The sequence below is a fragment of the Paenibacillus sp. NPDC057967 genome, assembly GCF_042887015.1.
Classification (GTDB): domain Bacteria; phylum Bacillota; class Bacilli; order Paenibacillales; family Paenibacillaceae; genus Pristimantibacillus.
On sequence record NZ_JBHVQB010000001.1, the window covers coordinates 111310 to 138030 of the forward strand.

Consider the following 26721-nt stretch of genomic DNA (forward strand, 5'->3'; position numbering starts at 1 on the left):
AACTTTTATAGCTTCTAAGCTATCGATGTCCTCCTTTCCGGCTATCAAAGTTGAATACGACTATAGAATAGACAAAATTTTCATATTTGTATATAAAATTGATAAAACGCTTATAAATGACTCCTGAGTGGACATGTGCCGCAACGAAAAAGAAACAGCCGGCGAACCCTTCCGGCTGTTTCTCGTGCTCATAACCTTTATTTCAAAAGATTACCAAGTGGTGCGAACCAAGTGCTCGACGATCGCTTTCAGCTCTCCGTCATGCTGCATTTGCTCGTTATCGTCGCCTTTGATCTCGATGCGGGTTACGTCCAGCTTGTAATCTTCCCCGTTCGTCGGGGCGAAGATCAGCTCGCGCTCATTCTCCAGCTTGACGCGGTAGCCTAGCTGCTGGAATGCGTTCGTGAAGTCCGCAATCGTCGGCTGACGCTCTCCATCCAGCATGATTAACGCTCGGAGAAGCTTGCTGCTGCCTCCCCGGATGACTTTAAAGTGAAAGATACATTCTCTCATCGCTTGCTTCTCCTTTACACATTCGGCGTCTTACCGGCAACCCCACGATCCGGCTTGCCGAGTTTTCCAAATAGTTTGTTGCCGATATTTGCTTTCAGCCAAGGCAGTACCCAGCGGTCTCCGCCGAAGCGTCCTGCGTTTGCTCCTGCTATAAGTACAGCTACTCCCAGAAGGGCCAGCCACGGGTTGGTGCTGATCGTTCCCGCGAACATGAACATGAAGTTCATCATTAAGCCGAAGAATGCAGCTGTTACGGTCAATGTGCCTAGAATAAGTCCAAGGCCTACAAGGAACTCTCCCCATGGGATAATGAGGTTAATCAGCTTAACGTTCGGTAGTGCGAAATGCTCAATAAAGGCGTTGTATGTCGGGTAGAGCGCTTCTCCTGTCGCTTTGTCCATAACAGGATTCGTTACTGCGTTTCCTAGATATCCGCTGGCATTGAATGCGACTTCACCCGTTATTTTATGCCAGCCCGACGTCAGCCATTGATACCCCAATACGATTCGAATAACGGTTACCAATCCTGCTGCCCAGCGATTCTTTCTCCATAGTTCCATCATCTCTGATCACTCCTTCTCTTGATGTCTTTAGTATAATAGGACCATCAGGAGAATTATGTGATTTTTATCACAACTACGAAATATTTGTCGAATTATGGCTTAGGGACGATCAGACGCACGGTTGTGCCTTTGCCCGGCTCCGATTGAATGGACAAGCGGCCATTCACGCTGCCGGCTCTCTCTTCCATGCTGAACAGCCCGACGCCGCTTTCGCTGGCGTTTCTGACGAAGCCCGCTCCTTCATCGCGAATACATACCACAATGTCGTCATCACGCTCTTCGACCAGCACCTCCGCGCTTTCTACCCCGGCATACTTGGCTACGTTCGTGAGCGCTTCCTGAATGATGCGATAGATAACCGTCTCCTTTAGCGTTCCCAATCTGCTCGTCAGCCGAATATCAAGCTGTACCTTAATACCGAAGTGCTGCATATAGTTTTCGGTGAACGTTCGGATGGCCGGCTTCACGCCCAGATCGTCCAATACGGAAGGGCGCAGCTCCCACGCCAGCCCGCGAACGTCTTCCATTAATGCGGATACGTCGCCTCGGAGCTTCTCCAGATCGTCCTGTCCCTCCTGTCCGCCAATGATGCGGTCCAGTGAGATGAGCAAGGAGAACAGGCTTTGGCCAACACCGTCATGCAGCTCTCTTGATATCCGCTTGCGCTCTTCTTCCTGAATAAGCATAATCTTCTCCATCAGATGCTTCAGTTCACGCTGCGCTTCCTTTAGTGCGGTAACCTCCGAGCGGATAGCAAGAAATTGATATGGCTTGCCTTCATCGCCAAGGAACGGCACAATCGTCGTATTCACCCAATAATAGCTGCCGTCCTTCGCTTTGTTTTTGATCTCACCGCGCCAGACACTGCCGGATGAGATCGTCTTCCATAGATTGCGGAAGTAATCCTTGTCATGGTAGCCGGAGTTAATAATTCGGTGGTCTTGACCAATCAGCTCTTCCCGCTCGTACTTGGATATTTCACAAAACTTATCGTTCACATAACGGATGACGCCCTTGGCGTCCGTAATCGCCACAATCGACGATTCATCCAGGGCGAACTGGATATCTGCCAGCTGAGTCAGCGAGAGTCTGGCTCGTGCCAGCAGCTCCTCGCTGCCGAGCTGCTCCGACAAGGAGGTCAGAAGACTGCTTACATCCGAGTCGATACGGGTTTGCCTCAGATTCCTGGGATCGTTATTCAAAGTTCAACAATCCTTTCTTGGCGGCGAACTTGATGAGCTCCGGCCTTGTTTTCAAACCCAGCTTCTCCATGAGGTGGCTGCGATGCGTCTCTACCGTCTTGACGCTAATGAAAAGATTCTCCCCGATTTCCTTGTTCGTGTACCCTTTGGCGAGCCAGCCTAATATCTCCTTCTCCCGCTCCGACAGAGAGCCGTACGGCTCCGACGAATCTGTCCCATCCTTCATGCGGCTCATATATTCGCCCATCAGACGCTTGGTCGCTGTCGGATACAGATAGGCATCTCCTGCGGAGACGCACTGAATAGCCGACACCAATTCGTGATGCGGCGCATTTTTCAATATATAGCCTGAAGCCCCGATACTGATCGCCCGGAACAAATATTCATCATCATCGTGCATCGTCAGTATGAGAACCGCTGTCTCCGGCTGCTTCTGCTTCAGCTCCGTCGTTGCCGTCATTCCGTCTTTGCCATGCGGCATGCTTAGGTCCATCAGCACAACATGGGGATGCAGCTCCTCTGCTTTGGCGATCGCCTCGTCACCCTCCGACGCTTCTCCTACAACTTCTATCCCATGTTTGCCGTGAAGCAGCATGGACAAGCCGGATCGGACCATGGCATGATCGTCCACGATCAGCAGCTTAATCATTAAATCCCTCCAGTGACGTTTTCATTTCTTTCTACCATTATAGCTTCTAACCCCAACTTAGCCAGCTATTATTGCACATCCGATCGCCAGCAAGCGGTCAGGAGCCGGCCGACCTCATCTGCTTGCGACATGGCGGCGGCGGAATAGCTCTCGTCCCTTCTCCGGCCGATAAACGCAACAAGCGCATGATGCTTCGACGGATGCAGCGGCAATGCGGCTGCGGCACGCAGCCCTTCCGTAAGCACAATGGCTTCTCCCAGCTTAAAAAACTCCTTGTCGGTTAATCCGCTGTCGAGCTTGATCATTCGTCCCGATCGGAGAGCCGAGCCTGTCAATCCGTCGGACAGCTTCTGCCTGATGCGCTCCGTCCGTACGCTAGCGCCGCCTTCCACAAGCAGCCACTTTAGCTTGCGGGTCACGGCATCGGCTTCCCCGAGCGCGGCAACATCGCTATCTGTGCTGGACAGTAGCAGCCTCAGCAGCTCAGCAGCGGTCATATCCCTTTCTTCTTTTGTCATCTTTCCCTCTCCCCTTCCATGCGGGCAGCATGAATCCATTCCTTTGTATCTTTATTATAGAAGGAAGGGAATCGCTTGTATGTCGGGGAGAACCGCATATTTGAGTCAGGGTTTCCCCCGATAGGAAGGCTCAGAGGTTCTACAGCTGCTTGGTTATATAACAAATAAGGCTCCCTGCACCACCGTGCAGAGAGCCTTATGCCGCTTGCCATTATTCGCGGGATAGTTCGATTAGCACTCGCCTGCCGCAGCTGGCTTGCCTGCGTCACTCGCCGTGCGGAATGAAGATCCGCAGCCGCAAGTTGCGCTAGCGTTCGGATTCTCGATCGTAAACCCGCCGCCCATAGCGGACTCCTTGTAATCAATCACAAGACCGCGAAGATACTTGATGCTTTCGTTGTCCACGATAATCTTAAGGCCTTGCGCCTCCAGCTCCTGGTCTCCTTCATTCACTTCATCGTCGAAGCCCATTCCATAAGAGAAGCCGCTGCAGCCGCCTTCCTTCACCCCGACGCGCAGGAACAAGTCAGGAGACGCCTCCTGCTCCAGCATTTCTTTTATTTTTTCAGATGCCAGCTCACTGATCGTGATCATCCTACATCCCTCCATTCAAGTAACGAACCATTCCTCATCACTTACACTTACTTATCCATAGTATACCCCACATTGCGCCGTTGCTCAAGGGGATTGGCCCGTGCAAGCTCTCATCCACTTTGCCGCGTCACCGCCGTATTTGGGTAACAAGACAAGACTTTCTATTGCCCCTACTACGTGTGAGGTTTATAATGGTTACAGCTTATTAAACGTTTTTTCAAGTTATTTTTTTCACAAACTTAGCTGCTTACTATCTATAAAAGGAGGCCTTCCATGAACGTCATCATCCCCACACAAGAAAGCCAGATGGGCCATATTATCGAAAAAGTGCGTCACGGACAGCGTCTAACGCTTGAAGACGGCGTCTTCCTATACCAGTCCGAGGATTTGCTGACGATTGGCCAGCTCGCCAATGAAGTCGCGCTGCGCAAAAACGGGAAAAAAGTTTATTTTATCGAGAACATGAGCCTGTATTTCACGAATGTCTGCGAAGCGCATTGCGCATTCTGCAACTTCCGCAGAGATGAGGGCGCTCCTGGCGCCTATACGCTCTCCGGCGAGCAAATGATTGAATACGTCGAGCAGCATATCCATCCGGGCGTGCGCGAATTCCATATTGTTGGCGGACATAATCCGAATGTGCCGTTTCAATATTACGTTGACTCGCTTAAAGCATTAAAGGAGAAGTATCCTGAGGTTACGCTGAAAGCCTATACGGCTGCAGAGATTGATTTCTTCTCCCGCATCAGCGGTCTCAGCTACAAGGAAGTGCTGGAGGAACTAATGAAAGCCGGCCTTCAATCGCTGACAGGCGGCGGCGCAGAGATTCTGTCCGACCATTACCGCAAAAAAATGCGCGTGGATAAAGCGGATGTGTCGCAATATCTGGACGTTCACCGCACGGCGCATCAGCTCGGACTTCGCACGCATACGACGATGCTGTACGGCTCGATCGAATCAAAGGAAGACCGGATCAAGCATTTGATGCAAATCCGTGAGCTTCAGGATGAAACGAACGGCTTCCTGGTATTTATTCCGCTCTCGATGCAGCCCATCAATCCAAAAGCGGGAATCCGCAGACGGAATTCCGCATTCGAGGACTTGAAGACGATTGCGATCAGCCGCTTGATGCTGGACAACTTCCAGCATATCAAGGCGTACTTCATCAACATCGGCGTTCAATTGACGCAAGTCGCATTGACCATGGGCGCTTCGGATGCGCACGGCACCATCGTGAAAGAGAAGATCAGCCATGCGGCTGGCGCGCTTACACCGGAAGGCATTACGCGTGAGGATCTGATCTGGCTGATCAAAGGCGCCGGAAGAATACCTGTCGAGCGGGATACGTTCTATAACGAAATCAAAATTTATGAATGATTAAACAAGAGGTCGTAGGCATAACCTACAATCATCACGAATCGTGGAGCTGGGGAACTCATGAGAAAATTAGTCATCTTAGGCGGGGGTTACGGCGGCCTTGCCATTGCGAACGATCTGCTTGAGAAGCAACTGCCGTATGATGTATCCATTGTGTTAGTGGACCGTCAGCCCTTCCAAGGGCTGAAGACGGAATATTACGCGCTCGCTGCCGGTACGGCATCGGATCTGGAGATTCGGGTTAAATTCCCGTCTGATCCCAGACTGCAGCTGGCATTTGGCAACATTACGGATATCGACTTGGAGCAGCAGCTCGTTAGGGTGGAAGGTCACGATCCGATTGCTTACGATTGGCTGGTCCTTGGGCTTGGCTGTACGGACAAATATCATGGCATTGAAGGCGCAGAGCAATATTCAACAAGTATTCAATCCTTCTCCGCTACACGAAGAACCTATGCCTTGCTGAACGACATTAAGCCATATGGCCAAGTGTCGATCGTAGGGGGCGGCCTTAGCGGCGTGGAAGTGGCTTCCGAGCTGCGCGAGAGCAGACCTGATCTGAATATTCGGCTTCTGGACCGCGGACCGAAGGTATTGTCGGCGTTCCCGGGCAAGCTGCAGGACTTTGTGGCTGACTGGTTCATGGAGCATAATGTCGAGATGCGTGGCCATGTCTCACTCACTCGTCTGGAGCAAGGCATGCTATATGACTCCAACAGCGGCGAGGAAATTCGCACAGATGTAACGGTATGGACAGCTGGTATCCAGCCTGTGGAGCTCATCCAACGCTTAGCACTGCCGAAGGATTCGCAAGGACGGCTTATGATTAACGAATATCATCAGCTGCCGGATTATACGAATGTTTTCGTTGTAGGCGACTGCGCTTCCTTGCCTTATTCGCCAAGTGCGCAAGCGGCAGGCGGACAAGGCAAGCAAATTGCAGAAGTTCTGTACGCCATCTGGCATGATAAGACACCAAGACTAGGCAAGATCAAACTAAAGGGCGTACTCGGCTCACTAGGCAAAAAAAGCGGCTTCGGCATCATGGGCGGTACCCCGATCCTCGGCCGCGTGCCGCGTCTGGTCAAGAGCGGCGTATTGTGGAAGTCCAAGCGCCATCTTGGCTAACGCTATTCATTATAGATCATCCAGCAGCTTGTCCAGCGCATCTCGGTCGGCTTGCTGCTGATCGATCGCTTTCATAATAGCGTCGTATAATTCATCTACATCATCGACAGCCACAATCGTACCGTCGACAAGCGCATAAGGCTTTAAGTAGCATTCGCCGCAATTGCCCAGGCAGCCATATTCTATGACTTCATAGGAATCATCCTGCTCCAGCCGGTTCATGATTTCATCCGTTCCATGGTGCATATTGCTGGCGCAAAATTCGATCATCGTTTTCATCATCGTAGATCACCTTACTTTTCATGATTGCGGTTTGCGAACCATTTTCAATTGCTTCGCTTTGTACTATAATAGGGGAGAAAGGAGTTGATTGCAATGAGTGAACAAGTACAAGACACAATGTATGACGAAGTGCTGGACGTGCTTGATAAGCTTCGCCCGTTCCTGCAACGCGACGGCGGCGACGTGGAATTGGTCGATGTGGAAGGCGGCATTGTCAAGCTCCGCTTGATGGGTGCTTGCGGCAGCTGCCCAAGCTCCACGATTACGCTCAAGGCTGGTATCGAGCGCGCGCTGCTTGAAGAGGTAGATGGCGTCGTAGAAGTCGTACAAGTATTTTAATGCAAAGAGTCTTATCGCTGCGGCACCCTGCTGCAGGATAAGACTCTTTTTTTGTGCTAAAACATGCCTTTAATATTGGCTCTAATGGGATCGAATCCGCCGGTTACATCGATAACATTGCCGGTCAGGAAGCTGGACTTGTGCTGGCATAAGAAGAGGATGACGCGTGCGACGTCCTCTCCGACGCCCGGACGGCCCAGCGGAGATTCTGAATCATGCTCATTCTCCACTTCCTCGATGGACTTCTCTTTATTAGCGCCCCGTATATCTCCAGGACCAATCAGATTGACCGTAATGCCGAAGGGCGCTTCTTCAACGGCAAGCGACTTCGTAAAGGAAACCAGCCCCGTCTTCGCGGCGGCATATACGGCCCGATGAGGCCATGCGCGGGCTTCATTGGCATGACCGAAGCCGAAATGAATAATACGTCCCCACTTGTTCTCGCGCATGCGCGGCAGCAAGCGATGATCCAGCAGCATGACGCTAAGAAGATTGCCGTTCATCAGTCTGATGATCGTCTCCTCATCATACTCGCTGTACAGCCTTCTCTTGCGTACGAACGGCCCGGCATTGTTCACCAGAATATCGACGCCGCCGGCCCAGCGCTCCGCTTCGTCAGCCAGCTTATGCGCGCCATCCGTCGTAGCGATATCCGCTTGCACCGTGATGGCTTTTACGCCAAGCTGCTCAATGCTGCTCTTCACCTCATGCGCTTCCTGCTCGCTCTCCAAATAATTGATAATCAGATTGCAGCCCTGCTCGGCCAATTGCAGCGCCGTTCGCTTCCCGAGCCCTTTGGCGCTGCCTGTTACGAGCGCTGTTCTTCCCCTCAGCTCCACCTATATCACCCTCTCCCGGGATTATACGGACTTGCTGCGCAGAAGCGCGCAAGCATATTGGAACGTAAGCCTTAATGATTCTATAGACATATGCAAGCAATTCGTCAAATCTTCCGACTGCTGCGCGATATTTTCCAGCCGAGCTTCCTCGCCGTACATGCGCTGGCTCTGGATCAGATCGTCATGCATTTCCGAGTTCATATAATGGATTTCCGTATTTCTGCGCTTGCGCAACCGGTTCATTGAATCCTTATATTGTTCCTTCACATCATTCAGCTTCCAGGTCAAGCCGGGATGCGCTTTCCGCTCCCGCATATTCCGCAGTACCGTAAAATAGGAAAAATGAGGTTTGATCTTCTCCGTGCGCATCCCCAGCAATTCATTCAGCAGAGTGCCCATCTTATCCAATAAGGAAAAGACCCGTATAAAACTGTTTTTATCAAAATAAACATAGCGGTCATAATCCAGCTTTTCGTCTTTGGACATGTCGTCCACCGATCTTGAAGCGACCTTATCTTTGAAGCGGCTTGCCGCATAATGGCTCTGCTCCAGCTCAATGAGCGAGGAGCGCAAGCCTTTCGTCCATATTTCATATTTGCGCAGCTTCTGGTCCGTATCCTGTCCGCTCCGAATACGGCTTGCCACCATATCTACAAATTGATCCATCAGGACGAATGTTTCAGCTAACGCGCCGTCCGCTATTCTCTCCGGTTCGTCGAACATGAAATGTAGCATGACTAACGCCTCCTGCCGCAAGCAATTATAGTTTGTATTCGTTCCAGCGTGTATCAACCAGCTTCACAACATCTTCGCGCGGGAACAGCTCATCAGGATATCCTGGCTTCATACGCGCATCGATTACGATCGGCAGCTTGTAGCCGAAGTGATGTCTCCGTACGTCAGACAACGCGTAGATATCGTCAGCCGGATTGAAGCGAGTAAATACGGTCCATAGGAAAGCGGTTTGCCCCGTCACAATATTGGCGTCATCCGCCAATATAACAAGCGGCCAATCCGTTCCCTTCTCGCTCAGTCGTTCAAGCAGCCGCTCGGCGAGTGCCGGCTCCGCTTCATAGGAAGCGCCTGACACGACCAGACAGCCCGGGCAGTACACCTGTGCGTTGTTGATCTCACCTATTGCGCCTTCTGTATAAGTCCTTGGCAGCTTACGGACAGGCTCGCCTACGCCAAGCATAACCGCCTTGCTGCCGTGATTCAGCTTGCCGCTTGTATAATCCAGCGTATCATGTGATGTCTCATCGAATACGAACAGGTCTGTCGCGGGATTGAAGCGTTCCAGCACCGTCTCAAGCAGGACATCGAAGCGCGACAAGTCAATCGGCTGGTCCGTCAGCATGAGGAATTTGGTCAGCGTCAGCTGGCCCTGGCCCAAGATGCTGAATGCCGTAGAGAGCGCCTCTCGGGAATACGATTCTCTGACGACTGCCGCCGCAAGCGCATGTACGCCGGCCTCTGCATATGCCCATAGCTCCTTCACGCCTGGCATCACCATCGGGAACGCCGGCGCAAGCAGCCGCTGCAAGTATTCGCCCAAATAGTAGTCTTCCTGTCTAGGCTTGCCGACAATTGTAGCCGGATAGATGGCATCCTTACGATGCCACACATGGTCGACCTCAAATACAGGGAAATCGTGGATCAGGGAATAATAGCCGAAGTGGTCTCCGAATGGCCCCTCTGGCCTGCGCAGATGCGGAGGTACCTTGCCGCTGATCGCAAATTCCGCTTGCGCCGGGATGCGGTGGCCGCCTTGCGGATCTTGAACGACGGGAAGCTTCTCCCCAAGAATAAGCGAAGCCATCAGCAGCTCCGGCAAGTGCTCCGGCAGCGGAGCGATCGCCGAAGCGATCAAAGCCGGCGGCCCGCCCAGGAATACGGTTACAGGAAGCGCCTCGCCCCGCTGCTCCGCTTCGTAATAGTGGAAGCCGCCGCCTTTATGTATTTGCCAATGCATGCCGGTCGTGGAGTCGTCGAAAATCTGCATCCGATACATGCCGAGATTATGTTTCTTGCGTGAAGCCATGCTCTCCGTATAGACCAGCGGCAGCGTCACGAACGGCCCGCCGTCCTCCTGCCAGCTTGTGATGGCTGGCAATCCTGCCAGCGGGCGCTCCTTCTTGAGCGTACCCAGAATCGGCGCGGAAGAAGCCGGCACATCCTTCATGCCCACCTTCATCATATCCAGAATCAATTGCTTCTCGCCCCAGATGGCCTTCAGTGTCGGCGGCATGATTCTTTCTGTCGCGCCTACGATCTGCTTCATCAGCTCTTCTGGTCTTGGTCCGAAAGCAAGGTCAACCCTTCTGCTTGTCCCGAACAGATTCGTCACGACAGGGAAAGGGCTGCCCTTTACATTCGTAAAGAGCAGCGCCGGTCCTTCCTGTTCGATGACGCGACGATGAATTTCAGCTAGCTCCAGGTAAGGATCAACTGGAGCTTCGATGATTTTCAGATCGCCGTCCTTCTTCAGTACTTCCAGAAACTCGCGCAAATTCCCGAACGTCATAGCTTCCCACTTCCTTCCCGCTCCCTAAGCCGCCATGAACGAATGACAATGTCCATTAATATGCCGAATAGGCCTACGATAATCAAATTATGAATCAAGCTCGTAAAGATAAACCAGTTCTCGTCCCCGACTGTGGATGTCAGCCAAGCCCCGCTCATCACTTGAGCAACGATTAGCAGCAGCACCCAGCCAGCGGAGCTTGTCAGGCCTTCGCCGTCGGAACTAACCTTGCGCACATGATAATACAATCCGGCGATCATGAGCGCCAATATCAATGCGGCTACCCGGTGGATAAAGACGATGCCCGTAGCGCCCGTCATCTCCGGGATGACCTGGCCGTTACATAGCGGCCATCCTTCACAGCCGCCCGCCGTTTCGGTATGACGGATGAAAGCGCCAAGGTAGATCACGACATAACAATATACCGATGTAATCAAGGCGCGTGGAAGAATGGACCTCGGCACAACAAAGGTCTTTTGCGGCCCCTTGCGCACGCGATACGTCCAGATGACGAGCAGCATCGTAGCTGCAAAGGCAATAATGGATATGCCAAAATGAATAGCCATGATTGGCGGCGATTGCGGCCATAAGACGGCAGCTGCACCCATAAACGCCTGTATAACAGTGAACAAAAGCGCAAATCCCGCATAGTAATAAGGTTCTTTGTACACATCAGGATTACGTTTGTACATGCGATACGCGGCGATCGTAACGCCAAGAACAAGGATGCCCTCCAGGGCGCTGACAACACGATGGGAGTATTCCAGCATAGACTCGAATGTGTACGCAGGAATGAATTTGCCGTGACAGAGCGGCCAATCGTCGCCGCAGCCTCTGCCAGAACCGGTATTCGTGACCAAAGCCCCGGCTAAAAGTACAAGCAGCATTCCGATGCACGATGCGATAGCAAACGCGCGAAAACGGCCGGTTACCATAAAAAATCACCTATTTTCCGTAAGTTATGACCCTTCAATTATAGCGATAAGCTTGGGCAAAAGCCATGTTGAAAATGTGACGATTCGGCCTTTCATCCCATAAAAACAAAATCCGTATGAGGCGGCTTGCAATCGCGCCGCTCCCATACGGATTTAGTATGCCAATCCTTTAACTTTAGGCTTGTGCCAGATTATCGCTAACCGCAATCGCGCGATCCACGAACTCTTCGATTTCTTCGCGGGACTTGCGCAGCTTGCTGACGAAGCGGATCAATTCCTTGCCGTCCTTGAACGCAATAAAGCTCGGGATGCCCAGAATATTCAATTCCGAGCATAGATCAGGCAGATCGTCGCGGTCGATTTCGAAGAAACGCGCACGGCCCTCATACTGCTTCTCCACATCCGGCATAAAGGGATCAATAAAGTGGCAGTCTTTGCACCATACCGCTTTGAATACAGCAATAGTCAATTCTCCGCCCGAGACCGCTTCTCTGAACTCGGCTTCCGTCTTCAATTTGTTCATGGATGTACAACCTCCAGCCCTATTTTACAATTCGCGCTCGATGACGAGAACTTTGTCTCCATCCTCGTAGAACGTTTTCCACTCAATCGTTGCCCCTAATGCTTCAGCCAGCTTCCGTGCAGGCACATAAGTTGTGCCTTCGATTACGGTGGCCGGAAGCGGCCATACTTCCTTGACGCCGTTCACGATGACCTTGTCGCTGCCCGATTGGAACTGGATCTTCGTGTCCGTGCCGCGGTCTGCAACTGTAATGGTACGCGTCTTCGGATCGTAGGTGACCTCAGCGCCAAAATCTTCCGCAACGTCACGGACAGCTACCATTGTAATATAGCCCGGCATCACAATCGGCGGGTTATAGAACGATTCTGGAAATCCATAGTAAGCCTGATACGTAATGTGCATCTTGTTTTTCAACAGGTCATAAATAAACGAATCCTCTTCAAACAGCTTCACAACATCGTAGCCTTGCATATATTCCGCTTCTTCAAGCGTAATGGCATCTTCTGTAACCACAGGCGCTGCAGGCTTCACATCGCCATTCACATCCCACTGCTCGGTGTTAAGCTTCAGCGATAGTCCTGTGAAAGGCAATCCCATCTCTTGAACGGTGTCCGCAGACGTATAACTCAGGTCATATTGTGTCTTGCGAATATGAAGGCTGCTGTCCACGTAGACGTCTACATTCAGCTTAAGCGCTTCGTTAAAGAAGGCATCAAGGGACTCCTTGTCTTCCTTCTCCAAGGATTTCATTTCATCCCGCAGGTACACAAGCTCTTCCGTAAGCATCCCAGCCGCCTCTTCCGCCTGTTCCTCCAGCGTAGGCGCGTCCAGCGTGCCCGTGCCAAGCAGATCAGTCTCGCCAAGCGACTCCAGCAGCGCCTTGTTCGATTCGAACAATTCTAATATGCCCTTGACCATGGCTTGCAAGCCTTCACGGTCGGCAATGAGCGCATCCAGGTACGAGCCCGCCCAATCCCATAGTCCTTTGCTGTCCAGACTGAACTGAACATGCATCAGCCCTGTCTCAACGCCGTTGATCGGCTCCGATACAGGCGTAACCTTCAGGTCTTTCGGGTTAGGCAGGTTCGTTATGCCGTAATGAGAAACAATATCCATCATATCAAAGCCAAGCTTAGTCAGTGACTCCTCGGCGCCTTCAGGCAAGGCTGCTTCTTCAGCATCAATCCCGTTCAGCTCCAAATATGTCTCGCCTGTCAGATCGAAGGTGAACGGCTGTTTCGCACCTTCCAATTCGACCACTAGCGTCTTCTCATCCGCTTTCGCCGAGAAGCCTACCGATACCGGTTGCTCGCCAAGCGTCAGCTTGCCCTCAACGGACAGGCGGGTATGGCTTGCCTGCAATTGGTGAAGCTCCAGCTTTACATTCGAGAACAAGCGGATCAACGCAACATCTTCGTCTGTTGCTTCTTCATTTTCAATTGCATCCTTAATTGCTTTCTCATCCAGATTCAGCTTGAATTCAAGCGTGCTCTTGCTTTCGCTGGAAGTCGTCTTCAGCGAGTTCTTCAGCGTCTGGTTGAGATCCAGTCCCCCAACCGACTGACAGCCCGCCGCGATCAAAATCGTCATGGCGAGCAGCAGCATAGATAATCGTCTGGCATTCAGCCATTTCTTCATCCCTATCTCTCCCTCTTATGTACATATAAATGAACTGAATTCATTGTACTTGAGAGGTTTGAGGATTGTAAACGTCTGGAATGTATAATTTGGCGTTTATTTCTAATTCAAGCCTTTAAATTATGGCACATTAAGCTCCCGCACGTTGAAATACGCGGAGAAGCTTGTTGAACGGCCCTCTGAGCGGCCTTGGCAGCGCCGATACGTCCTCTGGCCTAATCACTCGCAGGATGAGCAGCAGCGCAACGTACAGCCCGCCCACTACTGCCGCGGCAGCTATAGCTGCAAGAAGATACGACAGCTTGTTAGACCAAGCGCTCGTCAGCGTCAAGACGCCAAGCTCAGCACCCCAACCTGCCAAAGCGGATAGCGCCACTGCAGCAATGTACGGCAGCCAGCGCGCGCCAAGCACTTGCAGCTTCACGATGCCGTTAATGCTTCTCAGATTAAGCATGGTAACTACGATAAAACATACGGCAGAGCCGATAATAAGTCCATAGATGCCAAGGAGCGGCCCTAGCGCAATGCTGACGGCAACCTTAAGGCCCAGTCCGATTAGCGTATGAGTCATGGACAGCCTTGGCTTGCCCATACCATAGATGATCGAATTGGAGGTCATCATCGTAATTTGCAGGATAGCTGCAGCCGACAACGCCGCTACAGGTCCGCTGCCGCTTGGCCCCGCGAACAGGAGGCCCGTGACGGAATAAGATGCTACCGCCAGTAGCAGGGCAACAGGCACGCCCGTGAAGCATACGATCCGCATCACCATGGATGCCTGGCGGCGCACCTCGTCCATATTTTTCAGAGAGAAGGCGGATGAGATAATCGGAATAATGGAAGATCCAAGCGCGATAGCCAGAATGGGCGGTATGCCCGCCAGGGAGATCGCTTTAATGCCATAGTCGGCGGCAACCGCCTTCGCTTCAACCATCGTATAGAAATTATTAGTCAGCCGGTTGAACAGCATCACGTCGAATAGAAGAACCAAATTGATTGACATCGACGTGACTAAGGACGGAATCGACATGCTCAGAATCTCTTTGTAGATTCCCCGATTGGTCAACGTACCGGACGGTGTCTTAGCAGATGGGGAGCTAAATGAAGGTCTAAGCGCAGCAGAGGCCTCCGCATTCATCCGGCGGGCAGGCTTTCTGGTGGAAGCGTCCTGCTTCTTCAGCTTGCGGGCGAATCTTAGCATCACGGCGAAAGCCGCGATGCCACCGAATACGCTGCCGAATGTAATGGCCGCTGCCGCCCAGCGGTCGCCCCAGCCCAGCTCCAGCACAAGCCAGCCGAGCAGCAAGCCCAGAATAACGCGCGCGAATTGCTCCACGATCTGGGAGGTGCCGCCGACGGACATCATCTGCCGTCCCTGGAAGTAGCCCCTCATCATCGCAACGAGAGGGAAGAACAAGAGTGCCGGCGCGATCGCGCGAATAGCCATGACGCTTCCCGGCTCCTTGGATATGGCGCCATACAGCGGCGCCAGCACGAACAGGGCGACAGCCAGCACGAAGCCCGCTATAAGTCCGAACAAGAGACCTGCGCGATAGATGCGCTGGGCCTCATCAGGTCTTCCCAGCGCATACCGCTCTGACACCATCTTGCTGATGGCGCTCGGAAAGCCTGCCGTTGCGATCATAAGTACGATCATATAGACCTGATTCGCATTCGTGAAGGCAATATTGCCTTCGTTCCCGAGCATATAGTCCAGCGGAATACGCTGGAACAAGCCGAGAAACCGGGCGACGAGCGCTGCCGCCGCCAGTATGATCGTGCCCTTTAATAGGGATTCTTTCTTCAGCATAACGGTCGGCTCGTCCCCTTACGATTGGTTTGAGATCGGTTCTAGCGGCTGATGGTTGCCGCGTACAGGAGCAGCTGCCAGAGAAGGCGCCGCCCAGCGAATGCCGTTCTGAATCACTTGCAGAACTTGCGGGTTGTAATAAGTCGGATAGGTCTCGTGGCCTGGACGGAAGTAGAAGATCTTGCCTTGTCCTCTGCTGAACGTGCAGCCGCTTCGGAATACTTCTCCGCCTTCGAACCAGCTGACGAAGATCAGCTCATCCGGCGCCGGAATGTCAAAGTGCTCGCCATACATCTCTTCGTTCTCAAGCGTAATATATTCAGGCAAGCCTGCTGCAATCGGATGCGCGGGATTAACGACCCACAGGCGCTCCTTCTCGCCTGCTTCTCTCCACTTCAGGTCGCAGCCTGTGCCCATCAGTTTTTTGAAAATTTTAGAGAAATGCCCGGAATGAAGGACGATTAGCCCCATGCCGTTCAGCACGCGCTGCTGCACCCGCTCCACGATGGCATCATCTACTTGGTCATGAGCCATATGGCCCCACCAGATCAGCACGTCCGTCTCGTTAAGGCGCTCTTCTGTCAAGCCGTGCTCCGGCTCTTCCAGCGTTGCGGTAGCGACCTGGATATCGCCTGCGGCGATGCCTTTGGCCAGCGCCTGATGAATGCCGTCCGGGTAGACTTTCTTCACTTCATCATGCTGTTTCTCATGCAGAAATTCATTCCATACCGTTACTTTTACCATATCCAATAACCGCCTTTAATGTAGTCTAGTTTCTCATGCCATCCACTTAGTTGAAGATCAGCCACAATACAAACAGAATGATCATGGCGCTTTGCAGAATCACTTTAACGATGACACTTGTAAATAATCCGACCAGCGAGCCCCAGCCTACCTTAAGCGATTTCTCGAAGTTGGCGCCTGCGATCAGCTCTCCGATGACAGCGCCCGCAAAGGGACCGATAATGAGACCAAAAGCCGGAATGACAAAAGGTCCCGCAATGAGTCCGATCGTGCTTCCGATCACCGAAGCCTTCGTTCCCCCAAACCGCTTGACCCCCCATGCGCTCACCGCATAATCCGCGATGAACAGCACGATAAAGATCAGCGACTGAATGATCCAGAAAAATACCCCAAACGGCTCAAACGAAAAAAACAGCCCGTACACAAAATAAGCCGCATATATGGCGATAGCCCCCGGCAGTATCGGATAAATCGTTCCCGCCATGCCGATGATGAACAGCAATACAATAAGCGTCCATCCCAAAATATCCAAAAACATGTTTCATCTCCCCTTAAGGTTATGAAGATTCGGCACAGGCATTATCCTTGTGTCTATTTAAGTATACGGATGTCGCTACAGAACGTAGCGCTTGATCAATTCTGCCACTCCATGCTCCTGATTGGTCAGCGTAACGACGTCAGCCGCTTCCTTCACGGCATCCTGCGCGTTGCCCATCGCAACCCCGAGGCCCGCTTCGCGGATCGCTGCAATATCGTTAAGGCTGTCTCCAGCCGCTACAACCTGTGACATATCAATATCCATCCACTCACACAGATCCTTAAGCGCGCTCGCCTTGGATACGCCCAGCGGATTCAGCTCGATATTTTGCAAGGAGGAATTCGTAATTTCCAGTCCGCCCCAGCTTTGCACTTCGGCCAGAATAAGCTCCCGCGCCCGGTCGTCTTCGGTATAGTAGCCGAACTTGAGCCAGTGGAAGGAATCGTAGTTATGAGTTGCGTCGAACCAGCGCTCCTTATTGTATATCTCACCTGTCGTATAGGCCCAGAACCACACTTCGGGATATTGCTGCGCCAGCTCATGCAGACGCTGTATGTAGACCGGGCTCAGCTCCGTCCGTTTGTACAGCACATGGGGCTCTGTCCAGATCTCGCCGCCGTTGACGGTAATCATCGGTGTCGTAAGCTTTAGCTGCTCCGCATATGGCAGCGCGCTGGCGAAACCTCTGCCTGTGGAGAAGCTGACCGTGATGCCAGCGTCAAGAGCACGCTGCACCCATTCAGCGTTCTCTCTGCTGACTTCGCTCTGCTCGTTCAATAGCGTTCCGTCCATATCCAGTGCAATCAATTTGTACTTCGTCATGGTGCCCATCTCCTTATCCGTTCCTAACGTACCAGCCTATTTTAACATATTAAGACCCGAAACAACCAAACGAAAAAGAGACCGTCCTGCCCGGCAAGTCCGGAGGACGGTCTCTTCGCTTCTATAACGATCGTCAGACATTCACCGATGAAGCCATCGAGCGCTGTCTCAGCTTCCGAATAACTAAACCATGAGACGGTGAGAACAAGAAGGCCAGCACGAAGAGCAAGCCTGCCGCACATACCATGCAGCCCGCAATCGAAGCGTCCAGCAATACCGATACGCCGTAACCCAAAAATGTGCTGGCTACGCCGACGGCAACACTGATCAGAATCATGACGCTGAGCCGGTCCGTCAGCAGATAAGCGGTGGATGCCGGAATAATTAGCAGACCTACGACGAGAATTGCGCCCACGCTCTCGAAGGAGCTGACCGTTGCCATGGAGACCAGCCCCATAAGCAGGTAGTGGAAGAACGCAACCGGAATACCGATCGCCGCAGCCAATGCCGGATCAAAGGAACATAGCTTGAACTGCTTGTAGAAGAAGTAGATCACTGCGATGATGACAGCAAGCGTAACACCGAGCAGCCATACCGCTTTCGGTCCCATGCTGACGCCGCCGATCTCCCACACATTCCAATGGACGAATGCAATCTCACCATACAGAATCGCATCCTGATCCAGATGCACCTGCCGTGCGAACAAGCTGACCAAGATGACACCGATGGCGAACAACGCAGTAAATACAACGCCAATCGAAGCATCGGATTGTATGCCGCTTCGCTGGAACATGCCGATTAAGAAGGTGGTCAGCACCCCGAATACAAGTGCGGCGAACATCATCAGCAGCGAATCCCGAGAGCCGCTAATGAGAAAGGCAATCACAATGCCCGGCATAACGGAGTGGCTAATGGCGTCTCCGATCATAGCCATCTTGCGAAGCACAAGGAACACACCTACAATGCCGCAGCATGCGGCAACAAGAGAACCAGTTAGTAATATCCAAAAGTCGCTCATACAGCGGTCTCTCCTTTCATGCGTTCAGCCCGCAGCTCTCCCTCCATCATATAGCGCTTCTTCACGCGAAGGCGGAGCAGCCGTCTTGCAATCAAGCCGCGCTGAGGACCGAACAAAATCGATAGCAGGAAAAACGCGGTTGCGGCAAGCACCGTTACAGGACCTGTCGGCAGATTGGATACCGAGGAGCTGATCCATGTGCCCAGCGCACCGCTAAGTGCGCCGAATACGCCGGATAAAGCAACCATAACACCCAGACGATTCGTCCAATATCTCGCGGATACCGCTGGTGTAATGAGCAAGGCGGCAATCAGTACAACTCCAACCGCCTGTATGCCTACAACTACAGCTACTACAATCAGCAGCATAAGCAGCTGCTCCAGGAACGCCACCGGATAGCCGATTCCTTTGGCGAAACCGGGATCAAAGGAAATGAGCTTGAACTGCTTGAACAACAAGGTACAGATCGTCACTAACGCTACCGAGATGATCGACATCGTCACGACATCTGATCCTACCATTGCAGCCGCTTGCCCGAATAGAAATTTATCAAGTCCAGCTTGATTGCCGTAAGCGCCGTGTTGAATAAAGGTAAGAAGTACAATGCCTAATCCGAAAAACGTCGACAGCACGATGCCAAGCGCCGCATCCTGCTTCAATCTGGAATGGCGCGTAATGTAGCCGATGCCGAAGGTCGCGATCACGCCCGCGATTCCGGCTCCGATCAGAAACACGCCGATCGACTTGACGCCGGTCAGCATGAATGCGATACATATGCCCGGGAGCGCCGCATGCGCTAACGTATCTCCAACAAGGCTTTGCTTCCGAAGATACGAGAAGCTTCCGATCACTCCGCTGCTGAGTCCCAGCAGCATGCAGCCGAAGAAAATCCACTGCATATTGGGATCGGCCATCATCTCCATAAAGTTTTTCATGACCGATCACCTCGGCTCTGATCGAGAAATGCCAATCTTCCCCCATAGGTTTGCTGAAGCTTCTCCTGCGTGAATGTCTCAGACGTCGGTCCAAACGCCTGCAGCTCTACATTAAGCAGCAGCACGGAGTCGAAGTATTGCTCGACGGTCGCAAGATCGTGATGGACGACGATAACCGTCTTCCCTTGCTTCTTAAGTTCCTGCAGCAGCGTAATAATCGCTTTCTCCGTAGCAGCGTCTACGCCGGCGAAGGGCTCATCCATGAAATACAGCTTGGCGTTCTGCGCTAGCGCCCTTGCCAGAAATACGCGCTGCTGCTGTCCTCCAGACAATTGGCTGATCTGCCGGTCGGCGAATTCCGCCATGCCGACCTTCTCCAGACATTCCAGCGCAAGCGCCTTGTCCTTCGCTCTCGGCCGGCCGAACCAGCCGAGCCTGCCGTACGTTCCCATTAGCACTACGTCGAGCGCGTTCGTCGGGAAATCCCAATCGACGGATTCCCGCTGCGGCACATAGCCGATGAGCTTGCGCTGTTCCTTATAAGACTTGCCATAGACGAGTACTTCTCCGCTAATGGACGGTATCAGCCCGAGGGCCGCCTTCATCATCGTAGATTTCCCTGCTCCGTTCGGCCCGATGATGCCGATTAGTTCGCCTTCCTTTACTTGAAAGGAAACGTTCCGAAGCACAGGTTTTTTCTGATAAGCTACGCTAAGCCCGCTTACGGACAATGGCGCCGCAGCCTCGCTTGACGTGAACATTGATTTCGCTGTCTGACTCATAAAGGCCACTCCCTTTCTCTAACTATCAAACGTTATTTCAACGATTCAACAACCGTATCTACATTATGCTTCACCATGCCCAGATAAGTGCCTTCCGGCGTTCCCTTATCGCCCATCGCGTCGGAGAACAATTCTCCTCCGATCCGAACCTCATGGCCTAGCTTCTTGGCTCCTTCAATGACAGATTCGATCGACTTCGAGGATACGCTCGATTCGATGAATACCGCTTTGATGCTGTTCTCCACCAAAAATCCCCTCAGCTCGCTTACGTCCTTGGAGCCGTATTCCGACATCGTATTCATGCCTTGCAGGCCTGTGACTTGCAGCCCGTACGCTTTGCCGAAATATCCGAAAGCATCATGCGCCGTTACCAGAATGCGGCTCTTCTCCGGAATAGAAGAGATCTGCTCAAGAGCGTACGCATCAAGCTTCTCCATCTCCGCCAGATAAGCGCTGGCATTCGCCGCATATTGCTCCGCGTGTGCCGGGTCCTTCTCGGCAAGCGAGTCTCTGATGACTTCAACAGCGGACATCCACAGCTTCACATCGAACCAGATATGCGGATCATGCGTGGCTTCCCCCGTCGCAGCCGGATCGCCAAGCAACTGGGATTCTACCAGCCTGGAGGCAACCGCTACAACCGGCTTGCTCTTCTCCAGCTTCTCGAATATTTCCCCCATCTTGCCTTCCAGATGAAGACCGTTGTAGAAAATAATATCTGCGTGATCGAGCTTTCGAACATCGCCTTGTGATGCTTTATATAGATGGGGATCGATGCCCGGCCCCATTAATCCCGTCACTTCCACATATTCGCCGCCGACCTGCTTGGCCGCATCCGCAATCATTCCGGTCGTTGCCGTAATGCGCAGCTTGCCGCTGTCATTGGAACCCGCAGATTCGCTGCCGCATGCCGACAATACTAGAATGGATACGGTCAAAAACGCTAATGTGATCATTAATCTTTGAATAGCTGAATAACCGAATATACGCACTTTCATAAGTATGCCTCCCCATAAACCAATCACGATAAGAACTTAAATTGGATTTGCCTCTATCCATTTCATTTAGCCTAACGCCTCTTTTTTAATAATACACAAAAATGTTTCTCTTATGCAACATTTATTTTTTGGATTTTCTGACTATTCCGCCTACAAAAAAAGCCGCACGTGACGAATTCGTCACGAACGGCCTCTACATTATGATATTGTTCAGTCATCTTCTTAGTTCTGTGCATTAACGTCTCCTGCGCCGCCATTCTGGTCTTGCAGCGACAGCTTGGCTTTCAGCGCTTTGTTCGGAACGCCCGTCAATCCGATCTCTGCATCGTAGGCATCGAAGATCTGTCTGGCGATCGGAGCTGCACCGTAGCCGCCGAAGCCGCCGTCCGGCACAACTACCGCTACGGCAAGCTTAGGCTTGTCCGCAGGGGCATACGCGATGAATACGGCGTTATTCGCCCGGCGCTTCGACACCTCTTGCTCGGACGTACCCGTCTTCCGGTTGAACTTATGCTCGAAGCCTTCAAAGCCCTGCACATCAACCTTGGACATGCCAGTCTCGATTTCCTTCCAGTACTTCTCCGGAATGTCGATCGTATTCAGAATCTCTGGCGTGTAGCCTTGGACAACATTGCCGTCAGCATCGCGAATTTCACTCACGAACTGCGGCTTCACCCTTGCGCCGCGGTTCGCAAGCGTCGCGACATATTGGGCAAGCTGCAGCGTCGTATAACGGCCCTGCTGTCCGAAGGAAGCCTGGACAAGCGCAGACTGTTCACTCGCTCGCTCGGCCTCGCCAAAGTACTCAATGACCCCGGCGGACTCTCCAGGCAGTCCGCTCTCCGTCGACACGCCAAGACCAAACTGCTTCATATACTCGTCCCAAATCTCAACGCTGGACTTGCCGTTCACCGGTCCGCGCATATAAAGCGCATTGCCAATCATCGCTGCCATGAACGGATTGGACGATTTTTCGATCGCTTTTGCCCCGTCGATGGAGCCGAACACCTTGCCTTGTGAGTTACCAATCCGCACTTGATGAGTGCCAGCCCGGCCATAGTAGAACGCACCGGTATCGTTGTAGCGGGTTTCCGTCGTGAACAGACCCTCATTCAATCCCAGGAGCACCGTGAGCGGCTTCATCGTTGAGCCAAGCGGAACGATGGAAGAAGGATGGCGATTCCGCTCTTCCGTCGTCTTGTAAGGCCCGTAGACGGTACGAATGGTACCGTTCGAGAGCACGTAACCAAAGTTCTCGTAATCCTCAGGGCTAATTCGGCCGCCTGCCCATATATTGGGATCATAGTCAGGCATACTGGCCATCGCCACCACTTTGCCTGTATCTACTTCCATGGCAACCGCAAACCCGGTCTGGGCGTATTCCGCGCGCTCGTACCTGTTGCTTGAGGTTCGGATCTTCTCCAGGTGGGTCATGATTGCTTCTTCGGTTCGAAGCTGAACGTCCTTGTTGATCGTCAAGTACAGATCGGAGCCCTTCTCCGGGTTCGTAATGCGCATCGGCCCGATAATATGCTCCTGATTGTTGATCGGATAGGTCTTCAAGCCATTTTTCCCGCGAAGCACATCCTGGTACATGAACTCCAGTCCGTCCAGACCTACCTCTTCTTCCTCCAAATATTTCAGCGTAGGGTCGGTCTCATTCATCTTGTTCTTATAGAACTCATTGTCGAGGCGGACACCCTTATATTTCTTCAAATATCCGACGAGCTGCACCGCAATTGAGCTCTGGTCATAATTGCGGACGCTCTCCTCCATAATTTCAATGCCGGTGAAATCCGACAGATTCTCCATGAAATAAGCGACTTCTGCATTGGTCAGTCCCGACTTGATCCGTCTAGGCACATACAAATAATTGCGCTGGAAGTCCAGGTCCATCTGGCGAATGATATCGTCAACCGACATCTCCAGCTTCGGATCACCGAACTTCTGGAAGACTTCCTCAAGCTTCTCCGCTGTTTCCTTCGCAGCGTCATCATACTTCTTCGATCTTGTACTTGGTTGAATGCTATAGTACAAGGATTGTGTTGATGTCGAGAATGCGATCGGGTATCCATTGGCATCGTAGATATTGCCCCGTATCGGCGGAATCTGGTTTTTCCTTGTGCTTGTATCCACTCCGATCGCGCTAAGCGACGGGCCCTCTACAAATTGCAGCACCGCCAATCGGACGATGAGCAAGCTGAATAATGCAAATGTGATAAAGAAAAAAAAGTTCAAGCGGAATGTGAAATTCCGCCGGTTGTCAATATCCCGCTTCTGCGGATCGTCCTGCATGTTATCCACTCCCAACCCATGCAGGCGTAAGAAACCTGCAGGCTAACCGTTTAGCTTTGCTTGATCGATAAATGTCTGGATTACACCGTCAATCTGGAACGTAATATACGGCGCACCGTGGACAGATACCTTTACTTCCGACGCTCCGACCTCGCCTTTCAACTCTACATTATTGGTTTTGATCGTATAGGTCCCGTCTTCATTCAGGTTGTAGTCCGCATCTTTCCCGTCTCCAACCATTACATTGAGCGCTTCCTGCTTCACATTGTCCATGACCTTAGAGCCGATATCCTTGACATCGTCCAGTGTATATCCGCTGTACAGCACAAGGCCAATAACGAGTGCGGCAACGATGGCCCACTTTACGACTGTCTTCACAATTCGAATGACCAAAAACAGCACAACCAGCGCTATGACGAGCACCAGCCAGTTATCTTTGAAAAACGTTGTCCATGTCTCTGTGTCATACGATGTAAAATCCAAAAAACTCATTACGATCCCCTCCATTATATCTCGTACAAAACGCGATTACAAAATATTATAGCCTACGGGCGAAAGGGCGTAAACGCTCACTTCCAATACAGGCAGACATATCCTGTCCCATCGTGACGTACAAGTAGATAGAAGGGACCGAGCAAAGGAGATATATGCCAATGAAAACCGCTGTTTGGCTTTACTTGTTTTTGTTCGTCGCGTTTTTTGATTTGCACGCGCAATATCCGATTCTGACGCCGTTCGCCATCTCGATCGGAGCTGCTCCGTCATTCATTGGATTGATGATGGGCATGTATTCGATCACCCATCTTCCGGGCAATCTGATTGCCGGATTCGGGGTCGACCGTTACGGCAGCCGATTGTTTATCGTGTTCAGTCTGCTCGCTGCAGGGGTGATCCTGCTCTTCCAGTCCAATGTGACGGACCCTTGGCAGCTGCTGCTGCTTCGTTCGATCAGCGGCTTTGTGCTCGCTTTCCTCTCGCCTGCCTGCCTTGCGCTGCTGGCGCGCCTTACGGATGATCGAACCGAGCAGGGCAAGCTCATGGCGGGCAACGGATTAGTTCATACGCTGGCTTCTGTCGTATCCCCTGCTGCTGGAGCATATCTGGTTGCCAAGATCGGCTTCGCCGTTGCTTTTACCGTCCTGGGATGGGTCCTTGTTATTACGGCCATATGCGCTCTCTTCTTCATCAAAGATATAAACCGCAAGCTTGACGAGACGAAAGTTGCAGCGGACGGGGAACCCCCGGCGCCTGCCGCTTTGAAGAAAAAGAAGCAAGCCGAGCCCATGCCAGCCTTGCCCTGGCTTATCTTCCTGCTGCCTGTTGGTATCAGCTGCGCCCAAGGCATCCTCTCCTTCGAGCTGCCGCTTATGGCGAAAACCAAGGAAGCGATGATGACAACCGGGCTTCTCTTCTCCGTAATCAGCATAGGCGCCCTCATTACACTGAGCATGATGTTCCTTAACCGGTTCCCAGCCTTCTCCCGCACTCTATTTGGTTCGGTATGCCTGGCCCTGATGTATTTCGGCATTGCCGCCGATGTGCCACTGCCGCTGCCGGTCATGCTGCTCGGAATTGGGATGGCGAAGGGCATCGTCTTGCCCGCATTGTCTACGCTGCTGATCGAGCTGAGCGGCGGCGCCCGCTATGGCCGCACCTTCTCCATCCTGTCGATCGCCTTCTCGGTAGGGGCTTTCCTGGGGCCGATGCTGGCGGGACAGCTGCGCGGCCATATATCGCCTTATTACATTGCTTTTCTAGGACTCATGATCGGTCTTACCCTGCTGCCATTTTATAAAATAAGAACGATGACCCCAAACACCCATTTTTCCTGAATATAGGTAAATGCACAAGGCATTTGTCATCTCCGCTCATATGATACATTGTGTCAAGTGACTACCGCAGCGCGAGAGTGGCACGGTTGATGCCTTGACGTTGAATGAATGAGAGGGGTGACTCCATGGGAGGCGTAGATCACAGAGGCTTTGGTCATCACGGTCACAATAACGTAGGCACAATTCTCGTCTTGTTTATCCTGCTCGTAATCATTGTGTGTGCAGGTTTTTGGTAAACCATAGCATATAAGCAGCGGCCCGCATGTCGGGCCGTTTGCTTTTTATTCCGGCTCGCGCGATGGTACACTATAGGTTGAACAGGAGGATTGAATATGGAATACGCCATCGTAGTGGAAGGAAAAAACGACAGAAGCAAGCTCAGACGAGTTTTGAATGAAGAAGTAGGCATCTATTGTACGTACGGGACGCCGGGGACGGATCAATTGGAGAAGCTTCGCAAGGATATCGGAGGACTTGCCGTCTATATCTTTACAGATAACGATTCATCGGGCAAGCGCATTCGCGGGATGCTCCGGGATCTGTTCCCCGACGCAGAACATATCTATACGCGCCGGGGATATGCGGGCGTCGAGCATACGCCGGACGAGTATTTGATCCAGCAATTAGAAAAAGCGGGCCTCGATGCGCATATTGTGTATCCTGCGACCGATCCCGCTTCCAGGTGGATGAAAGATGAATTTTAGAGCAGCTTGTTAATCTGCTGAACGATATATTCCGGCGTCAGTTCTTCGTCATTGCCGTTAATCCATTCACGGATCTGGCCGTTCTGATCGACCAGCGTAATCACGTTGAAGTGAGCAAAGGTATTTTCTTTCTCTACCTTAATGACACCAACCTCAAAATCGCGGGCCAGCTGAATCGTAGCAGCCTCTTCGCCGCGCAGGAAGTGCCAGCCGTCCGTATCAACCGAAGTGCGTTCCGCGAACTGTCTGATCGCGTCCGGCGTATCCCGCTCCGGATCAAATGTAATCGAGATCAGCTCGACCTTGTCTCCAAGCGTGCCTTGCTCCCTCAGCATGTCCTGCGCCTCACCCAGCATAAAGGTGGTCGGCGGGCACACATCCGGGCAATTGGCAAAGTAGAAGTAGACGATACGAACTTTGCCGTTGGTCGACTCCAGCGATACCGGCTTGCCGTCGATATCATTCATCTCGAAAGCAGGTGCTGCCTGAAGCAATGGCAGCGGCTCCGCTTTCTTCGGACCGTACATATACAATAAATAAATGCCCATTGCCGCACATAATGCCAGCACGGCGATCTTAAAGCTGTGTTTGCGCAGAAAACTCATCTTTATTCCTCTCC

29 protein-coding genes are annotated in these 26721 nt (G+C 52.2%); 5 read left to right on the plus strand and 24 right to left on the minus strand.

Going from position 1 to position 26721, the window contains the following annotated elements; all coding sequences use genetic code 11:
- Positions 1-210: 210 nt before the first annotated feature.
- The 6 genes from ACFVSO_RS00500 to erpA form a co-directional block, all read right to left on the minus strand.
- Positions 211-513, minus strand: a complete 303-nt coding sequence (locus ACFVSO_RS00500) for a hypothetical protein (protein WP_387468974.1) — start codon at positions 511-513, stop codon at positions 211-213.
- 14 nt (positions 514-527) lie between these two features.
- Entirely contained in the window at positions 528-1076 is a 549-nt protein-coding gene (locus tag ACFVSO_RS00505; protein WP_387468976.1) for a DoxX family protein, read from the minus strand.
- Between the two features lie 92 nt (positions 1077-1168).
- A complete protein-coding gene (locus tag ACFVSO_RS00510; RefSeq protein WP_387468978.1) occupies positions 1169-2278 on the minus strand; it encodes a PAS domain-containing sensor histidine kinase in 1110 nt (369 codons plus the stop codon).
- Positions 2271-2927, minus strand: a complete 657-nt coding sequence (locus tag ACFVSO_RS00515) for a response regulator transcription factor (protein ID WP_387468980.1) — start codon at positions 2925-2927, stop codon at positions 2271-2273. The genes ACFVSO_RS00510 and ACFVSO_RS00515 overlap by 8 nt, the downstream gene beginning before the upstream one ends.
- 68 nt (positions 2928-2995) lie before the next feature.
- Positions 2996-3445, minus strand: a complete 450-nt coding sequence (locus ACFVSO_RS00520; protein WP_387468982.1) for a GAF domain-containing protein — start codon at positions 3443-3445, stop codon at positions 2996-2998.
- A gap of 231 nt (positions 3446-3676) precedes the next feature.
- Positions 3677-4039, minus strand: a complete 363-nt coding sequence (erpA, locus tag ACFVSO_RS00525; protein WP_387468984.1) for an iron-sulfur cluster insertion protein ErpA — start codon at positions 4037-4039, stop codon at positions 3677-3679.
- Between the two features lie 273 nt (positions 4040-4312).
- Here erpA and mqnE point away from each other — a divergent pair, with 273 nt between their 5' ends.
- Both mqnE and ACFVSO_RS00535 read left to right on the plus strand, forming a co-directional pair.
- The gene (mqnE, locus tag ACFVSO_RS00530) at positions 4313-5416 is read left to right on the plus strand and encodes an aminofutalosine synthase MqnE (protein WP_387468986.1); all 1104 of its coding nucleotides are present in this window, start codon (positions 4313-4315) and stop codon (positions 5414-5416) included.
- Between the two features lie 60 nt (positions 5417-5476).
- Positions 5477-6544 carry an NAD(P)/FAD-dependent oxidoreductase gene (locus ACFVSO_RS00535; RefSeq protein WP_387468988.1) on the plus strand — a complete coding sequence of 356 codons (1068 nt, stop codon included), beginning with the start codon at positions 5477-5479 and terminating at the stop codon, positions 6542-6544.
- 9 nt (positions 6545-6553) lie between these two features.
- On the opposite strand, the gene ACFVSO_RS00540 is transcribed toward ACFVSO_RS00535, so the two are convergent.
- A complete protein-coding gene (locus tag ACFVSO_RS00540; protein WP_387470498.1) occupies positions 6554-6823 on the minus strand; it encodes a YuzB family protein in 270 nt (89 codons plus the stop codon).
- 96 nt (positions 6824-6919) lie between these two features.
- Here ACFVSO_RS00540 and ACFVSO_RS00545 point away from each other — a divergent pair, with 96 nt between their 5' ends.
- Positions 6920-7165, plus strand: a complete 246-nt coding sequence (locus ACFVSO_RS00545) for a NifU family protein (RefSeq protein ID WP_387468990.1) — start codon at positions 6920-6922, stop codon at positions 7163-7165.
- Positions 7166-7221: 56 nt separating this feature from the next.
- On the opposite strand, the gene ACFVSO_RS00550 is transcribed toward ACFVSO_RS00545, so the two are convergent.
- From ACFVSO_RS00550 to ACFVSO_RS00625, 16 genes are all read right to left on the minus strand, one after another.
- Positions 7222-7998: an SDR family oxidoreductase gene (locus ACFVSO_RS00550; RefSeq protein WP_387470500.1), complete on the minus strand. Its 777-nt coding sequence runs from the start codon at positions 7996-7998 to the stop codon at positions 7222-7224.
- 27 nt (positions 7999-8025) lie between these two features.
- Complete coding sequence (locus ACFVSO_RS00555) at positions 8026-8739, minus strand: Cthe_2314 family HEPN domain-containing protein (RefSeq protein WP_387468992.1); 714 nt, start codon at positions 8737-8739, stop codon at positions 8026-8028.
- A gap of 25 nt (positions 8740-8764) precedes the next feature.
- Positions 8765-10528, minus strand: coding sequence for a UbiD family decarboxylase (locus tag ACFVSO_RS00560; RefSeq protein WP_387468994.1), 1764 nt, complete (start codon positions 10526-10528; stop codon positions 8765-8767).
- A complete protein-coding gene (locus ACFVSO_RS00565) occupies positions 10525-11463 on the minus strand; it encodes a COX15/CtaA family protein (RefSeq protein ID WP_387468996.1) in 939 nt (312 codons plus the stop codon). The genes ACFVSO_RS00560 and ACFVSO_RS00565 overlap by 4 nt, the downstream gene beginning before the upstream one ends.
- A gap of 175 nt (positions 11464-11638) precedes the next feature.
- The gene (locus ACFVSO_RS00570) at positions 11639-11986 is read right to left on the minus strand and encodes a thioredoxin family protein (RefSeq protein ID WP_387468998.1); all 348 of its coding nucleotides are present in this window, start codon (positions 11984-11986) and stop codon (positions 11639-11641) included.
- 24 nt (positions 11987-12010) lie between these two features.
- The gene (locus ACFVSO_RS00575; protein WP_387469000.1) at positions 12011-13624 is read right to left on the minus strand and encodes a copper amine oxidase N-terminal domain-containing protein; all 1614 of its coding nucleotides are present in this window, start codon (positions 13622-13624) and stop codon (positions 12011-12013) included.
- Positions 13625-13754: 130 nt separating this feature from the next.
- On the minus strand, positions 13755-15434 hold the full coding sequence (locus ACFVSO_RS00580) for a putative polysaccharide biosynthesis protein (protein WP_387469001.1): 1680 nt from the start codon (positions 15432-15434) through the stop codon (positions 13755-13757).
- 18 nt (positions 15435-15452) lie between these two features.
- On the minus strand, positions 15453-16178 hold the full coding sequence (locus ACFVSO_RS00585) for a ThuA domain-containing protein (RefSeq protein ID WP_387469003.1): 726 nt from the start codon (positions 16176-16178) through the stop codon (positions 15453-15455).
- Positions 16179-16224: 46 nt separating this feature from the next.
- Complete coding sequence (locus ACFVSO_RS00590) at positions 16225-16710, minus strand: DUF456 domain-containing protein (RefSeq protein WP_387470502.1); 486 nt, start codon at positions 16708-16710, stop codon at positions 16225-16227.
- A gap of 81 nt (positions 16711-16791) precedes the next feature.
- Positions 16792-17538, minus strand: a complete 747-nt coding sequence (locus tag ACFVSO_RS00595; protein ID WP_387469005.1) for a Cof-type HAD-IIB family hydrolase — start codon at positions 17536-17538, stop codon at positions 16792-16794.
- 133 nt (positions 17539-17671) lie between these two features.
- The gene (locus tag ACFVSO_RS00600; protein WP_387469007.1) at positions 17672-18556 is read right to left on the minus strand and encodes a metal ABC transporter permease; all 885 of its coding nucleotides are present in this window, start codon (positions 18554-18556) and stop codon (positions 17672-17674) included.
- Positions 18553-19491, minus strand: a complete 939-nt coding sequence (locus ACFVSO_RS00605) for a metal ABC transporter permease (RefSeq protein WP_387469009.1) — start codon at positions 19489-19491, stop codon at positions 18553-18555. The genes ACFVSO_RS00600 and ACFVSO_RS00605 overlap by 4 nt, the downstream gene beginning before the upstream one ends.
- Positions 19488-20273 (minus strand): metal ABC transporter ATP-binding protein, encoded by a 786-nt coding sequence (locus ACFVSO_RS00610; protein ID WP_387469011.1) that lies wholly within the window; start codon positions 20271-20273, stop codon positions 19488-19490. The genes ACFVSO_RS00605 and ACFVSO_RS00610 overlap by 4 nt, the downstream gene beginning before the upstream one ends.
- A 32-nt stretch (positions 20274-20305) precedes the next feature.
- A complete protein-coding gene (locus ACFVSO_RS00615) occupies positions 20306-21271 on the minus strand; it encodes a metal ABC transporter solute-binding protein, Zn/Mn family (protein ID WP_387469013.1) in 966 nt (321 codons plus the stop codon).
- Between the two features lie 222 nt (positions 21272-21493).
- Complete coding sequence (locus tag ACFVSO_RS00620; protein WP_387469015.1) at positions 21494-23566, minus strand: peptidoglycan D,D-transpeptidase FtsI family protein; 2073 nt, start codon at positions 23564-23566, stop codon at positions 21494-21496.
- Between the two features lie 42 nt (positions 23567-23608).
- Entirely contained in the window at positions 23609-24058 is a 450-nt protein-coding gene (locus tag ACFVSO_RS00625) for a hypothetical protein (protein ID WP_387469017.1), read from the minus strand.
- Positions 24059-24219: 161 nt separating this feature from the next.
- Between ACFVSO_RS00625 and ACFVSO_RS00630 the strand changes: the two genes are divergently transcribed.
- Complete coding sequence (locus ACFVSO_RS00630) at positions 24220-25398, plus strand: MFS transporter (protein ID WP_387469019.1); 1179 nt, start codon at positions 24220-24222, stop codon at positions 25396-25398.
- A gap of 332 nt (positions 25399-25730) precedes the next feature.
- Entirely contained in the window at positions 25731-26102 is a 372-nt protein-coding gene (locus tag ACFVSO_RS00635) for a toprim domain-containing protein (protein WP_387469021.1), read from the plus strand.
- Here ACFVSO_RS00635 and ACFVSO_RS00640 read toward each other — a convergent pair.
- Complete coding sequence (locus ACFVSO_RS00640) at positions 26099-26707, minus strand: SCO family protein (RefSeq protein WP_387469023.1); 609 nt, start codon at positions 26705-26707, stop codon at positions 26099-26101. The genes ACFVSO_RS00635 and ACFVSO_RS00640 overlap by 4 nt on opposite strands.
- Between the last annotated feature and the right edge of the window lie 14 nt (positions 26708-26721).

Bases quoted from the DNA above. Each gene is read 5' to 3' on its own strand.
- ACFVSO_RS00500 (WP_387468974.1), bottom strand. From the start codon at position 513: ATGAGAGAATGTATCTTTCACTTTAAAGTCATCCGGGGAGGCAGCAGC.
- ACFVSO_RS00505 (WP_387468976.1), bottom strand. From the start codon at position 1,076: ATGATGGAACTATGGAGAAAGAATCGCTGGGCAGCAGGATTGGTAACC.
- ACFVSO_RS00515 (WP_387468980.1), bottom strand. From the start codon at position 2,927: ATGATTAAGCTGCTGATCGTGGACGATCATGCCATGGTCCGATCCGGC.
- ACFVSO_RS00520 (WP_387468982.1), bottom strand. From the start codon at position 3,445: ATGACAAAAGAAGAAAGGGATATGACCGCTGCTGAGCTGCTGAGGCTG.
- erpA (WP_387468984.1), bottom strand. From the start codon at position 4,039: ATGATCACGATCAGTGAGCTGGCATCTGAAAAAATAAAAGAAATGCTG.
- mqnE (WP_387468986.1), top strand. From the start codon at position 4,313: ATGAACGTCATCATCCCCACACAAGAAAGCCAGATGGGCCATATTATC.
- ACFVSO_RS00535 (WP_387468988.1), top strand. From the start codon at position 5,477: ATGAGAAAATTAGTCATCTTAGGCGGGGGTTACGGCGGCCTTGCCATT.
- ACFVSO_RS00540 (WP_387470498.1), bottom strand. From the start codon at position 6,823: ATGAAAACGATGATCGAATTTTGCGCCAGCAATATGCACCATGGAACG.
- ACFVSO_RS00545 (WP_387468990.1), top strand. From the start codon at position 6,920: ATGAGTGAACAAGTACAAGACACAATGTATGACGAAGTGCTGGACGTG.
- ACFVSO_RS00555 (WP_387468992.1), bottom strand. From the start codon at position 8,739: ATGCTACATTTCATGTTCGACGAACCGGAGAGAATAGCGGACGGCGCG.
- ACFVSO_RS00560 (WP_387468994.1), bottom strand. From the start codon at position 10,528: ATGACGTTCGGGAATTTGCGCGAGTTTCTGGAAGTACTGAAGAAGGAC.
- ACFVSO_RS00565 (WP_387468996.1), bottom strand. From the start codon at position 11,463: ATGGTAACCGGCCGTTTTCGCGCGTTTGCTATCGCATCGTGCATCGGA.
- ACFVSO_RS00570 (WP_387468998.1), bottom strand. From the start codon at position 11,986: ATGAACAAATTGAAGACGGAAGCCGAGTTCAGAGAAGCGGTCTCGGGC.
- ACFVSO_RS00575 (WP_387469000.1), bottom strand. From the start codon at position 13,624: ATGAAGAAATGGCTGAATGCCAGACGATTATCTATGCTGCTGCTCGCC.
- ACFVSO_RS00580 (WP_387469001.1), bottom strand. From the start codon at position 15,434: ATGCTGAAGAAAGAATCCCTATTAAAGGGCACGATCATACTGGCGGCG.
- ACFVSO_RS00585 (WP_387469003.1), bottom strand. From the start codon at position 16,178: ATGGTAAAAGTAACGGTATGGAATGAATTTCTGCATGAGAAACAGCAT.
- ACFVSO_RS00595 (WP_387469005.1), bottom strand. From the start codon at position 17,538: ATGACGAAGTACAAATTGATTGCACTGGATATGGACGGAACGCTATTG.
- ACFVSO_RS00600 (WP_387469007.1), bottom strand. From the start codon at position 18,556: ATGAGCGACTTTTGGATATTACTAACTGGTTCTCTTGTTGCCGCATGC.
- ACFVSO_RS00605 (WP_387469009.1), bottom strand. From the start codon at position 19,491: ATGAAAAACTTTATGGAGATGATGGCCGATCCCAATATGCAGTGGATT.
- ACFVSO_RS00610 (WP_387469011.1), bottom strand. From the start codon at position 20,273: ATGAGTCAGACAGCGAAATCAATGTTCACGTCAAGCGAGGCTGCGGCG.
- ACFVSO_RS00615 (WP_387469013.1), bottom strand. From the start codon at position 21,271: ATGAAAGTGCGTATATTCGGTTATTCAGCTATTCAAAGATTAATGATC.
- ACFVSO_RS00620 (WP_387469015.1), bottom strand. From the start codon at position 23,566: ATGCAGGACGATCCGCAGAAGCGGGATATTGACAACCGGCGGAATTTC.
- ACFVSO_RS00625 (WP_387469017.1), bottom strand. From the start codon at position 24,058: ATGAGTTTTTTGGATTTTACATCGTATGACACAGAGACATGGACAACG.
- ACFVSO_RS00630 (WP_387469019.1), top strand. From the start codon at position 24,220: ATGAAAACCGCTGTTTGGCTTTACTTGTTTTTGTTCGTCGCGTTTTTT.
- ACFVSO_RS00635 (WP_387469021.1), top strand. From the start codon at position 25,731: ATGGAATACGCCATCGTAGTGGAAGGAAAAAACGACAGAAGCAAGCTC.
- ACFVSO_RS00640 (WP_387469023.1), bottom strand. From the start codon at position 26,707: ATGAGTTTTCTGCGCAAACACAGCTTTAAGATCGCCGTGCTGGCATTA.